The sequence below is a fragment of the Streptomyces europaeiscabiei genome (assembly GCF_001550375.1).
Taxonomy (GTDB): domain Bacteria; phylum Actinomycetota; class Actinomycetes; order Streptomycetales; family Streptomycetaceae; genus Streptomyces; species Streptomyces europaeiscabiei.
This window is the reverse complement of sequence record NZ_LRTR01000795.1, coordinates 18960-33331: the sequence shown is the minus strand read 5'-3', so window position 1 is coordinate 33331 and position 14372 is coordinate 18960. Positions and strand designations below refer to the sequence as shown.

3 protein-coding genes are annotated in these 14372 nt (G+C 72.7%); all 3 read left to right on the top strand.

Annotated features, from left to right (window positions below; translation table 11 throughout):
* Positions 1 to 720 (top strand): beta/alpha barrel domain-containing protein (locus tag AWZ10_RS39140; protein WP_482258130.1); only part of this gene is annotated, 720 nt, incomplete at its 5' end.
* Positions 721 to 912: 192 nt separating this feature from the next.
* Positions 913 to 7473, top strand: a complete 6561-nt coding sequence (locus AWZ10_RS55360) for a type I polyketide synthase (RefSeq protein WP_063809836.1) — start codon at positions 913 to 915, stop codon at positions 7471 to 7473.
* Between the two features lie 8 nt (positions 7474 to 7481).
* Positions 7482 to 14312 (top strand): type I polyketide synthase, encoded by a 6831-nt coding sequence (locus AWZ10_RS39130; protein WP_060893417.1) that lies wholly within the window; start codon positions 7482 to 7484, stop codon positions 14310 to 14312.
* Positions 14313 to 14372: the final 60 nt, after the last annotated feature.

Below are 14372 nucleotides of genomic sequence, written 5' to 3'. Positions count from 1 at the left end.
GTGGGCGCGGCCGGCGGCCTGGGCACCCCGGAGGCGCTGGCCTCCGCGTTCGCCATGGGCGCGGCGTACGTGGTCACCGGCTCCGTCAACCAGGTGGCCCTGGAGGCGGGGCTGTCCGACGAGGGCAAGTGCCTGCTCGGTCAGGCGGACGTCGCGGACGTCACCATGGCGCCGGCGTCCGACATGTTCGAACTCGGCGTCAAACTGCAGGTGTTGCGCCGGGGCACGATGTTCCCCGCGCGGGCCCACCAGCTCTACGAGGTGTACCGGACCTGCGAGTCGCTGGAAGCGATCCCCGAGGATGTACGCGGCCGGCTGGAGCGCGACGTGCTGGGCGGCACCGTCGCCGAGCTGTGGAGCAGTACCCGCCAGTACTGGCAGGACCGCGATCCGGGACAGCTCGACCGGGCGGAGCGGGATCCCAAGCACCGTATGGCGTTGCTGTTCCGTTCCTATCTGGGGCAGTCGAGCCGCTGGGCGATCACCGGCGAGCCGGCCCGGCGCACCGACTACCAGATCTGGTGCGGCCCCGCGATGGGTGCCTTCAACCGCTGGACGAGGGGCAGTTTTCTCGCGCTGCCCGAGAACCGTTCCGTGGTCCAGATCGCGCTCAACCTTCTCGAAGGAGCCGCCGTGGTCACGCGCGCCCAGCAACTGCGCAGTCACGGCGTGCCGTTGCCCACCGCCGCCTTCGCCTACCGGCCCCGGCCGCTGGCCTGAGCCCCCCGGCTCGCACACCGGCCACCCGCCCGGGCCGCCGGATCCAGCAGTCCGCCGCACCGACCCGCCCCTCCTGAGCAGGCGGGTCGGCTCCGGAGCCCGGCCCCGCCCCGCACACGAACACCGTCGTTTCGCCCGCATGCCGTTCCATACCGCCCGGCATCCCCCCAATGCTGCAGACGGAGAACACTCATGACCGCACCGAACCCGTCATCCGGCCCCACCGCTTCCTCCCCGTCCGCGTCGTCCGGGACGTCCGGTTCCACCCCGCCGGGCTCGTCCGGGGCGGCCGGGTCGGGCCGGTCGAATCGCCCGCGTCACGTTCCCATCGCCGTCGTTGGTACCGCCGCGCTGACTCCCGGTGCCGCTGACGCCGAGGGCTTCTGGCGGAACGTTCTCACCGGACGGGACCTGATCACCGATGTGCCCGCCGACCATTGGCTCATCGAGGACTACTACGATCCCGATCCGTCCGCGCCGGACCGGACCTACGCCCGGCGCGGCGCGTTCCTTCCCGCGATCGACTTCGACCCGTCGGCGTACGGCATCCCGCCCAACGCGCTGCCCGCCACCGACACCACCCAGCTGCTCGCCCTCTCGGTTGCCGAACGGGTGCTGGCCGACGCGGGGTTGAGTGGAGCCGAGCGGTTCGACGGGGAGCGGACCGGGGTCATCCTGGGTACGGCCGCGCTGGAGCTCCTGCACACCATGAGCAACCGTATGCAGCGTCCGGTGTGGCTGAAGTCGCTGCGGGAGAGCGGTATTCCGGAGGAGCGGGCCCAGGAGATCTGCGACCTGATCGCCGATCACTACGTGCCGTGGCAGGAGGAGTCCTTCCCCGGGGTGCTCAGCAATGTCGTCGCCGGGCGGATCGCCAGCCGCTTCGACCTGCACGGCTCCAACTACACCACGGACGCCGCCTGCGGCAGTTCGCTCGCCGCGGTGACCGCCGCCGCCAACGAACTCGCCGTCGGCACGGCGGACTTGATGATCACAGGGGGCGTCGACACCCTCAACGACATCCTGATGTACATGTGCTTCAGCAAGACCCCGGCCCTGTCGCGCTCCGGGGACTGCCGACCGTTCTCCGACGCCGCCGACGGCACGATGCTCGGCGAGGCGCTGGTGATGTTCGCGCTGAAGCGGCTCGACGACGCGGAACGCGACGGGGACCGGATCCATGCCGTGCTGCGCGGGATCGGCAGTTCCTCCGACGGCCGGGGAAGCGCCATCTACACGCCCGTACCCGCGGGACAGGCGCGTGCGCTGCGGCGCGCCTATGTGTCCGCCGGGTACGGCCCCGAAACCGTCGAACTGGTCGAGGCGCACGGCACCGGGACCACGGCCGGTGACGCCGCCGAGTTCACCGCCTTGCGCACCGTGTTCCAGGAGTCGGGCCGTACGGACGACCAGTGGTGTGCGCTGGGTTCGGTGAAGTCGCAGATCGGGCACACCAAGTCGGCCGCGGGCGCGGCCGGGCTGCTCAAGGCCGTGATGGCGCTCCGGCACAAGGTCCTGCCGCCCACGATCAAGGTGGAACGGCCCAACCCCGCACTGGAGTTGGAGAACAGCCCGCTGTATCTGAACACCGAGGCCCGCCCCTGGGTGAAGGACGCGTCGCAGCCCCGGCGCGCCTCCGTGTCGAGCTTCGGGTTCGGTGGCACCAACTTCCATCTCACGCTGGAGGAGTACGTTCCCGCGCCAGGGGTGCGGTCCCGTCCCGTTCCCCCGGCCCGGACGGTGCCCACCGAACTGCTTGTCTTCGGAGCGTCCTCGGCGGAGGAACTCCTTACGCGGGCGCGGAGGTTGGCGAACGAGACCACGGACGGCACATGGGCCGGAGCGGCGTTGGCGGCGCAGCGGGCCTTCCGTCCGTCCGATCCGTACCGGCTCGCCCTGACCGCCGCGGGTCCCGAGCGGCTCGCGAAGCGGCTGGAGTCGCTGGGCACGCTGATCCGCCGCGATCCCGACCGCCCGTTGACCACGCCGGACGGTGTCACCTACCGCACCGGACCCGCCGCGCCCGGCCGGACGGCCTTCCTCTTCTCCGGGCAGGGCAGCCAGTACACGGGTATGGGCGCCGACCTCGCCATGCATCTTCCCGGGGCCCGGGAGGCCTGGGACCGGGCGGCCGGGCACGAACCCGACGCCGAACTCCTTCTGCACCGGGTGGTGTTCCCGGTTCCCGCCTTCACCGAGGAGAGCCGCGCCGCCCAACAGGACCTGCTCACCCGCACCGAGTGGGCCCAGCCGGCGCTCGCCGTGCAGAGCGTCGCACTGCTCGGCGTACTGCGTGCGGCGGGCGTCGAGCCCGACTGCGTCGCCGGTCACAGCTTCGGTGAGCTGGTCGCGCTGCACGCCGCCGGAGTCCTCGACGAGCAGGTGCTGCTGCGACTGGCCCGTAGGCGCGGCGAGTTGATGCGTGACGCGGGTACGGAGCCGGGCGCCATGCTCGCGGTAATGGGGGTTTCGCGCGAGGACGTCGCCACGCTGCTCGACGGCTTCGAGGACGCGGTGTGGGCCGCGAACGACAACGCTCCGGGCCAGGTCGTGCTGTCCGGACGGGCCGACGCCGTGGACCAGTTGGAACGCCGGCTCGGGGCGCAGGGTGTCCCGGTCCGGCGGCTGCGGGCGTCGGGCGCCTTCCACACTCCGCTGATGGCCGGTGCGGTCGAGCCGTTCACCGAGTTCCTGGACGACCTGGACCTACGGGCGCCGAAGCTCGACGTGTACGGCAACGCCGACGCGGAACCGTACCCGGAGGACCCCGCGCTGATCCGGGAGCGGGTCGCCGGGCATCTGCTGTCACCGGTACGGTTCGTCGCCGGTGTCGAGGCGATGTACCAGTCGGGGGTACGCACGTTCGTCGAGGTCGGGGCGGGATCCACACTGACCGGGCTGACCGGGGAGATCCTCGACGGCCGGGAACACCTGGCCCTCAGCCTGGACCGCCGGGGCGTCCACGGCGTCACGGCGCTCCAGCAGGCCTTGGGCACCCTGGCGGTGTCCGGTGTCGCGGTGGACCTGGACGCGCTGTGGACGGAGGGCCGGGCGTCGGAGGCGCACGAGAGGAACGACGGGAGTTCACGCCCCCCGGCCCGGTCCCAGGCCCGGTCCTCATCCATGCCCCGGCCCCGGATGGCCGTGCCGATCTCCGGCGCCAACCACGGCGCGCTCTACCCGCCACCCGGGGGAGCGGAGGCACTGCCCCGGCCCGTCCCCGTCCCCGCCCCAGTGGCAGCGCAGGCCGAGGCGGTGACGGACTCCGGGTTCGCGCCGCAGGCGTCACCCGTCGGAGCGGCTACGGCCGACCCCTGGCTGTCGGCCTTCCAGGAGACCCAGCGTCAAGCGGCGGAAGCGCACGCGGAGTTCCAGCGGACCATGGCGGAGAGCCATGTGCAGTTCCTGCGGACGCTGGAGACGTCGTCACTCGGCACGGCCGGTGGCCCCCCGCTTCCGGCCCAGGATCCCCTGATCCCGCCGTCACCCCAACTGCCGCTATCCGCAGCTGTGTTCACACCGCCGCCGGTGCCACCACAGGCCGAAACGGCGGCAACGCCAACACTCACCACGACGACGGAGACCGCTCCCGTCGCCCCGGGTCTGGACGTGGGTGCGCTGCTGATGGAAGTGGTCGCCGAGAAGACAGGGTTCCCCGCCGACATCCTGGAGTTCCGGATGGAGCTGGAGACGGATCTCGGCATCGACTCCATCAAACGCGTCCAGATCCTCTCCGTCCTCCGGGACCGTGTGCCGGCACTCGCCCGGGTCGATGCCCATGAACTCGCCCCCTTGCGCACCCTCCAGCAGATCACCGACAAGCTTCGTGAAGCGCAGCAGTCCGACAGTCCCGCAGCCACGTCCGCCGCGGCCTCAGTCCCGGTCGCCCCGGGTCTGGCCGTGGGTGCACTGCTGATGGAAGTGGTCGCCGAGAAGACAGGGTTCCCCGCCGACATCCTGGAGTTCCGGATGGAGCTGGAGACGGATCTCGGCATCGACTCCATCAAACGCGTCCAGATCCTCTCCGTCCTCCGGGACCGTGTGCCGGCACTCGCCCGGGTCGATGCCCATGAACTCGCCCCCCTGCGCACCCTCCAGCAGATCACCGACAAGCTTCGTGAAGCCGAGTCGGGCGTGGCGCCGGTCGCTCTGTCCGCGCCGCCGCCCCGGCCGGTCGAGGAACAGGCCCCGCTGGAACAGGCTCCGCCGTCGCGCCCGTTGGCACGGGCCGTCAGTGTGATGGTGGCCGCGCCGCTCCCGGGGATGGAGTTGGCGGGACTGCGAGACGGGCCGGTCCTCGTCACCGACGAGGGGACCGGTGTAGCCCGGCGGGTGGTGGACCGGCTGGGGGAACGCGGTGTCCGGGCCGCGGTCGTGACGGAGGCCCTGTTGGCCGATGCGGCCGATGTGGCCGACGCGGAGGGCGGCGGCGTGGTGCTGCTCACCGGTCTGCGCCCCGTCACCTCCGCCGAGGCGGCGACCTCCGTGAACCGGGAGATCTTCGGTGCGGCGCGTTCCGTGGCCCGGCAACTGGCCCGGCGGGGCGGGGTGTTCGTCACCGTCCAGGACACCGGAGGCGACTTCGGCCTCGGTGGCGGCCAGGGTGAACGGGCCTGGCTCGGCGGAGCGGCCGGGCTTGCCAGGAGCGCCGCGAAGGAGTGGCCCGACGCGCGGGTCAAGGCCGTCGACTGCGAGCGCGGTGACCGCGACGCCGACGCCCTCGCCGAGGTGCTCGCCACCGAACTGCTGCGCGGCGGTTCGGCCGGTGACATCGGACTGCGCGCCGACGGCACCCGCTGGGCGCTGCGGGACAGGGTCGAGCCCGCTGGGCCGGCCGAGGCAACAGGGGAACAAGTCGGATCGCTGAGCCCGGACTCCGTGATCGTCGCGACCGGCGGTGCCCGCGGGGTGACGGCGGTGACGCTGCGCGCCCTGGCCGAGGCTCATCTGCCGTCCATCGTCCTTCTCGGCCGCACCGAACTGACCGACGAGCCGGCCGGGTTGGCCGAGGCCACGGACGAGAGGCAGCTCAAGGGGCTGCTCGTCGCCCAGGCCCGCCGGCAGGGCGGCACGGTTCCGTCTCCGGCGGAGCTGGCGGGCGCGGCTGCCCGGGTGCTGGCGGTCCGCGAGATCCGGGCGACCCTCGACGCCATCGAGGCGACCGGCTCCCGGGTGCGCTATCTGTCCGTGGACACCCGCGACCCGCAGGCACTGCACCGCGCTCTCGACACGGCGCGCGAGGAGTTCGGGCCCATCAGCGGCATCGTCCACGGAGCGGGCGTCCTCGCGGACAGCCGACTGGCCGACAAGACCGACGCGCAGTTCGCGGACGTTTTCGACACCAAGGTGGAAGGGCTGCGGGCGCTGCTCGCGGCGACGGCGGACGATCCGCTCGACCTGGTGTGTGTGTTCTCCTCCGTGGCGGGTCGCTTCGGCAACACCGGCCAGGCCGACTACGCCATGGCGAACGAGGTCCTGGCACAGGTCGCGTCCACCGTCGCAGTGAACCGTCCGGACTGCCTGGTGAAGTCCATCGCCTGGGGCCCCTGGGACGGCGGCATGGTGGGACCGGAGCTGCGGAAGCACTTCCGTGACCAGGGCGTGCCGCTGATCCCCACGGACGCCGGCGCCCGGGCTCTGCTCCGGGAACTGCACGCCGAACCCGATCCCGCGCGGGTGCGGGTCACCCTGACCGCCGGGGACGCGGACGTCTCCGCGTCACTGGGCGCGCCCCCGGCAAAAGTCGTGTCCGGGGACATCGAGGTCGGGCTCGGCTCCCACCCGTATCTGGCGGACCACAGCGTCGCCGCGACCCCCGTGGTGCCGATGGCGCTGGTCATGGAGTGGTTCCTGGGCGCCGCCCGGGCCTGGCGTCCCGACGCACCGGGCTTCGTCCTGCGTGACCTGGAGGTACTCAGCCGGATCAGCCTCGCCGAACCGGACACGTCCTCGGAGCAGGGACACGGACAGGGACACGGACAGGGGCAGGGGCAGGGGCAGGGGCAGGGGCAGGGGCAGGGGCAACGGCTCAGGGTCCGGGGCCTGGCGGATCCGTCCGGGGACCCCGTGTCGTCGCGACTCGTCCTGGAACTCACCAGCGGTGCTCCGTTGCCGCACTACCGGGCGGCGGTCGAGGTCCTGTCGGAAGCGGACCGGCCGTTCACCGAGTCGGTCCGGTACGACGCGGGGGATCTCGGCAGCCCCCCGGACCAGGAGATCTACGACGGCCATGTGCTGTTCCACGGCCCGGCGTTCCACGCGATCACCGCCCTGGAGGGGATCTCCGCGACGGGCGCCGCCGCTGTCGTACGCGGCGTACGTGAACTGGAGTGGCCCGGCGAGGGCTGGCTCACCGATCCCGCCGCGGTCGACGCGGGTCTCCAACTCGCGCTGAAGTGGGCCGAGTACGCGCACGACGGAGCATTCCTGCCGATGGGCGCGGTGGAGGTCCGGACCACGGGCCGGGGCCCGGTGGGTGAGGGCGCGCGGTGTGTGGTGCTCGCCCGGGGCGCGGCACAGGACCTCGATGTCTCCTGTGACGTAGCCCTGTTGGGACCGGACGGATCGGCGCACACGGAACTGCTCGGGGTGACCCTCGTCCGCCGCCCGGACTCTCCGACCCGGGCCCCCGCCCCGGCTGAGGCCCCGGACTCCGCCCAGGTCACCACCGCTTCCCGTTCCGGTTCCGCCGCCGGCGGCGACCGTTCCGTACGAACGCGCCCGGCCCCCGCCGGGACGCCGGGCCGGAGGTGAACGAGGTCATGCGCTTCGAACCGATCGCTGTCGTGGGACGCGGCTGCGTCATGCCGGACGCCCCCGACCCGGACACCTTCTGGGACAACGTCCTCGCGGGCCGGGTCAGTCTGCGGGACACCCCGGCGGACCGCCGGCGTCTGTCCGACGCCTGGGCGCTCGGCGATCCGGCCGACTGCACGGACCGGACCTGGAGCCGGACCGCCGGCTATGTCACGGACTTCACCGCCTCCGGTCCGCTGGACCCGTCGCTGGACCCCGTCTTCCACTGGACGTGGCACGGCGCCGCCGCCGCGCTGCGGGAGGCAGGCCAGGAACGGCTGCTGCACAACGCGGGACTGGTGCTGGGCAACCTGTCGTTCCCCACCACCGGCATGGCGTCCTACGCCGAACACATCTGGCTGCGCGACCAGTATCTGGCGTCGGGAGGCCCGCCGCCGGACCCCCGCAACCGCTTCATGTCCGGTCTGCCCGTCCAGCTCGCCGCCCGTGAACTCGGCCTGGGACTCGGCGGGTTCGCCCTCGACGCGGCCTGCGCCTCCGCGCTCTACGCGATCGGACTCGCCTGCCGGAAGCTGCAGGAGCGCCGGGCCGACCTGATGGTGGCGGGCGGGGTGAACCGCGCGGACGACCTCTTTCTCCAGGTGAGCTTCTGCAGCCTGGCGGCGATGAGCCGCAGCGGGTCGAGCCGGCCCTTCCACCGGGACGCCGACGGTCTCGTGCCCGGCGAGGGCGCGGGCTTCGTCGCCCTGATGCGTCTCGACGACGCCCTCGCCGCCGGTGCGCCCGTCTTCGGGGTGATCCGCGGGGTGGGCCTGTCCAACGACGGCCGGGGCAGCGGGCTGCTGGTCCCGTCGGAGGACGGCCAGGTACGGGCGATGCGGCAGGCCTACGAGGCGGCGGGCGTCGCCCCGGAGAGCGTCGGCCTGCTCGAATGCCACGCCACCGGTACGCCCGTCGGTGACGCGGTCGAAGTACGCAGTGCGGCGCGGGTGTTCTCCGACGCGGCGGATCTGCCGACGGGTTCGGCCAAGTCCAATGTGGGCCATCTGATCACCGCCGCCGGCGCTGCCGGGCTGCTGAAGACGCTGGGCGCGCTGCGCGCCGGGATCCGCCCGCCGACGGTCGGCGCGGACGAGCCCCTCGCGGCGCTCTTTGGGACTCCGCTGCGGCTGCTGCAGGAACCCGAGGAATGGACGGGGCCGCGCCGCGCGGCGGTCAGTGCGTTCGGCTTCGGCGGCAACAACGCCCACCTGATCGTCGACGCGTGGACCGGCGACGGCTCCGGAGCCCCGGCGCTCCCCCCGCCGCCGCGCACCGTGCGGACGCCCGAACCGGTCGCCGTCGTCGCCATCGGCGCGCGGGTCGGTGACGGCCGGGATCTGCGTGATCTGCGCGAGGCACTGTTGCGCGGGGAGCGCCGGGACGCCGCCCGGGAGACCGTGGAAGTGGCCCTGGACGGGTTGCGGTTCCCGCCGCTGGACCTGGAACGCACCCACGCCCAGCAGCTCCTGGTCCTTGAGGCGGCACGCGAGGCCGCGGACCGCACGACCCTGCCCGGCGACCGGACCATGGTGCTCATCGGCATGGGCTGCGATCCCGAAGTGGCCCGGTACATCACCCGTTGGCGGATCCCGGAACTGCTGGCCGAGAAGGCAAACGTGACCGGAGCAGGATACGAGACCGGAGCCGGAGCCGGATCCGAGACCGGGACCGGAGTGGGAGCAGGGGCCGGGACCGGAGTCGGAGACGGGGCCGCTGACCTCGATCGCGTACGCGAGTTGCGGGACGTCGTCCAGACGGCCCAGTCCGCGTCCGCGGTCGTGGGGACCATGCCCAATGTGGTCGCGAACCGGATCAGCGCCCAACTCGACCTGTCCGGGCCCGGGTTCACGATCAGCGCAGAGGAGGTCTCAGGTCTGGCGGCGCTCGAGGTCGGCACGCGTGCGCTGCGCGCGGGTGACGCCGACGCCGTGCTGGTCGGCGCGGTGGACCTCTCGCACGAGCCCGTCCATCAGGCGGCCCTCTCCCGACTCGGCCGGGACGACCGGACGGGAGACGCGGCTGTCGTGCTGGTGCTCAAGCGACTCGCCGACGCCCGCGCCGCCGCCGACACCGTTCTCGCGCTGCTGGACCCGGAGCCGACGGACTCGCCACCGCCTGCGGACCGGGGCCAGGACCAGCGTCACGGCCAGGGCCGGGACCAGCACCAGGGCGAGGACCGGGACCAGAGCCGGGGTCGGGGCGGGTCGCAAGGCGGGGAGGATGCCGTTGCGCGGCGGTGGACCGTCGGGGACCGCACGCAGCCGGACGTCACACCGGATCACTTCGACCCGGCAGATCTGTTCGGCCGTGCGCACGCCGCGAGCGGGCTGCTCGCCGTGGTGTCCGCTGCGCTGGCCCTGCACCACCGGGCCGTTCCGCGGGCCGGTGCCCCTGCCCGGCCCGCACTGCGCCCGCGGATCGCCGTCGCCGGGGTGGAACCGCTGGGTGGGCCTGCCCGACAGGTACGGCTGCGCGCCGCCGACCGGGCCCCGTACCTCACCGAACTCCCGCGCCGTGTCCATGTGTTCTCGGGAGACAGCCGCGCCGAGGTCGTACGGGCGCTCGCCGAGGGGCGTGAGTCGGCGGACGGCCCGGCCCGGCTGGCGCTGGCCGCCGTCGGCCCCGAGGATCTCGCCGACCGTAGCGAGTCGGCGCGGAGATGGCTCGCCGGGGAGCGCGGCGACGCGCGGCCTGATTTCACGGCCTTCCGCGACCGGCCCGTGGGAGGCGAGGTGGCCTTCGTCTTCTCCGGGGGCTCGATGGCGTACGCGGGTATGGGCGCCGACCTCATGCTGGCCTTCCCCGACCTGCTCGCCGCCGTCGAGGAGCGCAGCGGTCCGCTGCACGGGCTGGTGGGCTGGGCCCACGAGGGCGAGCAGTCACGGCCGGGGCACGCACTGGACCAGATCTGGGGAGCGTCCGTACTCGGCCAGTTGCACGCCCGGATCACTCGTACGCTGCTGCGGATCGAACCACATGCCTCGCTGGGCTACTCCTCGGGCGAGTCCAGCGCGCTGGCGTCGCTGGGCGCGTGGCCGGACGTCACGGGCCTGTCCGCGCAGGCCTGGCGGGCGGAGCTCTTCGCGGACGGTGTGGTCGGCGAGCTGAAGGTGCCGCGCCGCGCCTGGCGGAAGCTGGGTGTCGAGGGCACCACCTGGGCGAGTTACCAGGTGGAGGAGCCAGTCGAACGAGTGCGGGCCGCCATCGGGGACGAGCCGGGGGTTCACCTGATGGTCGTCAACACCCCCGACTCGTGTGTGTTCGGCGGCGAGGCGAACGGCTGTCTGCGGGTCCTGGACCGCCTCGGCACCACCCAGGCGCTGCACATTCCCTACCAAGTCGCCGCACACGTACCGGAGTTGGCGGAGATCCGGGACACCTGGTGGCGTATGCACCATCTGCCCACCACGGACGTGGGGGTGCGTTTCTACACCTGCTCCACCGGCCGCTGGTACCGCGCGAGCGCCGACGCGGCGGCCGACGCCCTGACGGAACAGGCCCTGGGGCCGATCGACTTCGGCCGTACCGTCGAACAGGCCTGGGAGGACGGTGTCCGGGTTTTCGTCGAACACGGTCCCCGCAGCCACTGCGCGGCATGGATCAGGCGGGTCCTGGGGGACCGCGAGCACGTCGCGGTGTCCCTGGACGCTCCCGCGGGCCGGGGCAACGGCCAACTGCTGCGAGCCACAGTGGAGTTGGTGGCGGCGGGAGTGGAGGCCGACACCGACGCCCTGTGCGACCGGCTGGCCGCGGCCCGGCCCGAGCCCCGTCCCGCGGGCCGCCGGCTGACCCTGCCCGCGCATCCACCGGCGATACGACTGCCCGATCCCGACACGCCACCGTCCCACGAGGTGATGCAGAGGGCACCCCGGCTGCCGGGAACGCCGGAGCCCGGCGCGGTCCCGGTTGTGGCTCGGGGTGCGACAACACCCGCTCCTCCAGAGGTAGTTGGGGATCGGGCCCGGGTGCCGCTCCCCTCACCGGCAGCCGCCGCTTTGGCGCCCGCCCCGGCTCGGACCCCCGCTCCGCGGTTCCATGCCACCCCGGCCTCCGGCACCCGCACGCACCACCCCGCCATGACTGCCGTCATGGCGGCACAGCACCACGCCATTTCCGCCCACCGTCACTTCCTCGCCGTCCAGGCCCGGGTGCACGAGGAGTTCCTGGCGACACGTCAGCGGGCGGCGGCACATCTCCTGGCGGCTCATCTGAACGCCGTCGGCTCGCCGCCGCTCCCGATGCCGCCTCCTCCGCCAGTGGTGACGCCCGCGGCCACGGAAGCCCCCGCAGCCACCCAGGCCTGCGCAGTTCCCCAGGCCCCCGTGGCTACCAAGGCCCCCGCAGCGGCCGACGGGCCCCACGGCCCCGTCTTCACCCGCGCCGACCTGGAACGTCTCGCCACCGGCCCGGTATCCGCCCTGTTCGGCCCCTTGTTCGCCCCGCAGGACCAGTACCGGCGCCAGACCCGGATGCCCGCGCCGCCGATGCTGCTCGCGGACCGGGTCACGGGGATCGACGCCGAACCGGGGTCCATGGGCACCGGCACCATCCGCACCGAGACCGACGTACGGCTCGACAGCTGGTATCTCGACCCGTGCGGACGCATGCCCGCCGGGATCATGGTCGAGGCCGGCCAGGCCGACCTGCTGTTGATCAGCTGGCTCGGTGTGGATCTCCTCAACCGCGGTGAACGCGTCTACCGTCTCCTCGGCTGCGAACTGACCTACCACGGCAGCCCGCCGCTCCCGGGCGAGACCCTCCGCTACGAGATCCATATCGACGGCCACGGCGAGCACGGCGGCATCCGGCTGTTCTTCTTCCACTACGACTGCTATGTCGGGGACGAACTCCGGCTGAGCATGCGGGGCGGCCAGGCGGGCTTCTTCACCGACGAGGAACTCGCCCGCACCGGCGGCGTGTTGTGGGATCCGCAGACCGAGACCCCCGATCCCGCCCTGCCGTTCGACCCGCCGCCCGTCAGCGTCAGCTCCACGGTGCGTTCCTTCGGGCCCGGCGCGGTGCGAGCGTTCACCGAGGGCCGGCCCGTCGACTGCTTCGGCGCCGGCTGGGAACTCACCCGCACCCATATCCGCTCGCCCCGGACCGGCGAGGGGCGGATGCAACTCCTGCACGAGGTAACGGAGTTCGACCCTATCGGCGGCCCCTGGGGCCGCGGCTACCTGCGGGCCGTCACCCCGGTCTCACCCGACGACTGGTTCTTCGAGGGGCACTTCCCCGAGGACCCGTGCATGCCCGGCACCCTCATGTTCGAGGGCTGTCTTCAGGCCATGGCGTTCCACCTCGCCGCCCTCGGCTGCACCGTCGACCACGACGGCTGGCGCTTCGAACCGGCCCCCGGCAGCCCGGTGCCGATGCTCTGCCGAGGGCAAGTGACGCCCGACAGCTCGCAGTTGACGTATGAGGTGTTCGTGTCGGGGATGTCCGCCGGACCCGAACCAGAGCTGGTGGCGGACGTGCTGTGCACCGTCGACGGGGTCAAGGCCTTCCACGCGCGCGGCGTCCGGCTGCGGCTCGTCCCGGACTGGCCGCTGACCCACTGGCGGCAGCTGGGGCCCGCCGCGGTCCAGCCGACCGGCGCACCCGTCCCGCACCGCGCACTCGCCGGTCTCGCGGGCCATCACGAGCCGACGACGGAGATCGCCGAGGTCCAGGGCTTCCGCTACGACTACGCCTCGATGCTCGCCTGCGCGTGGGGCAAACCGAGCGAGGCCTTCGGTGCCGCCTACGCCCCGTTCGACAGCGCCCGCCGGCTGGCGCGGCTGCCGGGGCCGCCGTTCCACTTCATGAGCCGAGCCGTCGCCGTGGAAGGCCCCGCCTGGGTACCGCAGGCCGGCAGCGCGGTGGAGGTGGAGTACGACGTGCCGGACGAGGTCTGGTACTTCGAGCAGAACGGCTTCCCCGTCATGCCGTTCGGGGTGCTCATGGAGGTCGTCCTGCAGGCCAGCGGCTGGCTGGCCTCGTACGTCGGCAGCGCCCTCGGTCACGACGAGGACCTGTTGTTCCGCAACCTCGACGGCACCGGAACGGTGCTGCGGGAGATCCGGCCCGGCACCCGGGTGCTGCGCACCCGGACCCGGCTGCTCGACATCGCGCACAGCGGCGACATGATCATCGAGACGTTCGGAGTGGAGTGCTTCGCCGACGGCGAGCCCGTGTTCTCGCTCACCACCGTGTTCGGCTTCTTCCCCCCGGCCGCGTTCGAGAACCAGATCGGGCTGCCGCCGACCGACGACGAACGGCGCGCTCTGGAGCGGCCGTGCGACCTCCGTGTCGAGCTCGGCCCGCGGCCCGCGAAGTTCTTCGACGGCCCGCTCCACCTGCCGGGGCCGATGCTGCTGATGCTCGACCGTGTGACCGGCTGGTGGCCGGACGGCGGACGAGCCGGGCTCGGGCGGCTGCGGGCGGAGAAGGACGTGGACGCCGATGACTGGTTCTTCAAGGCCCACTTCTTCCAGGACCCGGTCCAGCCGGGATCGCTGGGCGTGCAGGCCATGTACCAGCTCCTCCAGTTCTACGCCGTGGAGAGCGGCCTGGGCGACGGTCTGTGCCGCCCGCGCTTCGAACCGGTGCTCACCGGGCGGCCCGTCACCTGGAAGTACCGGGGCCAGGTGACCCCGCGCAACAAGACGATCACCGTCGAAGTGGAGGTGACCGAGACCGGCGAGACCGAACGCGGTCCCTACGCCGTCGCCGAAGCCTGGCTGTGGGCCGACGGCACCCGCATCTACCACGTGGCGGACCTCGGCCTCGGACTGACCGAGGACGACGGCTGAGACGCTCCGGTCTCCCTTCCCCACCCTCCCCTCCCTTCGCCGCGAACCAAGGAGGCTCCA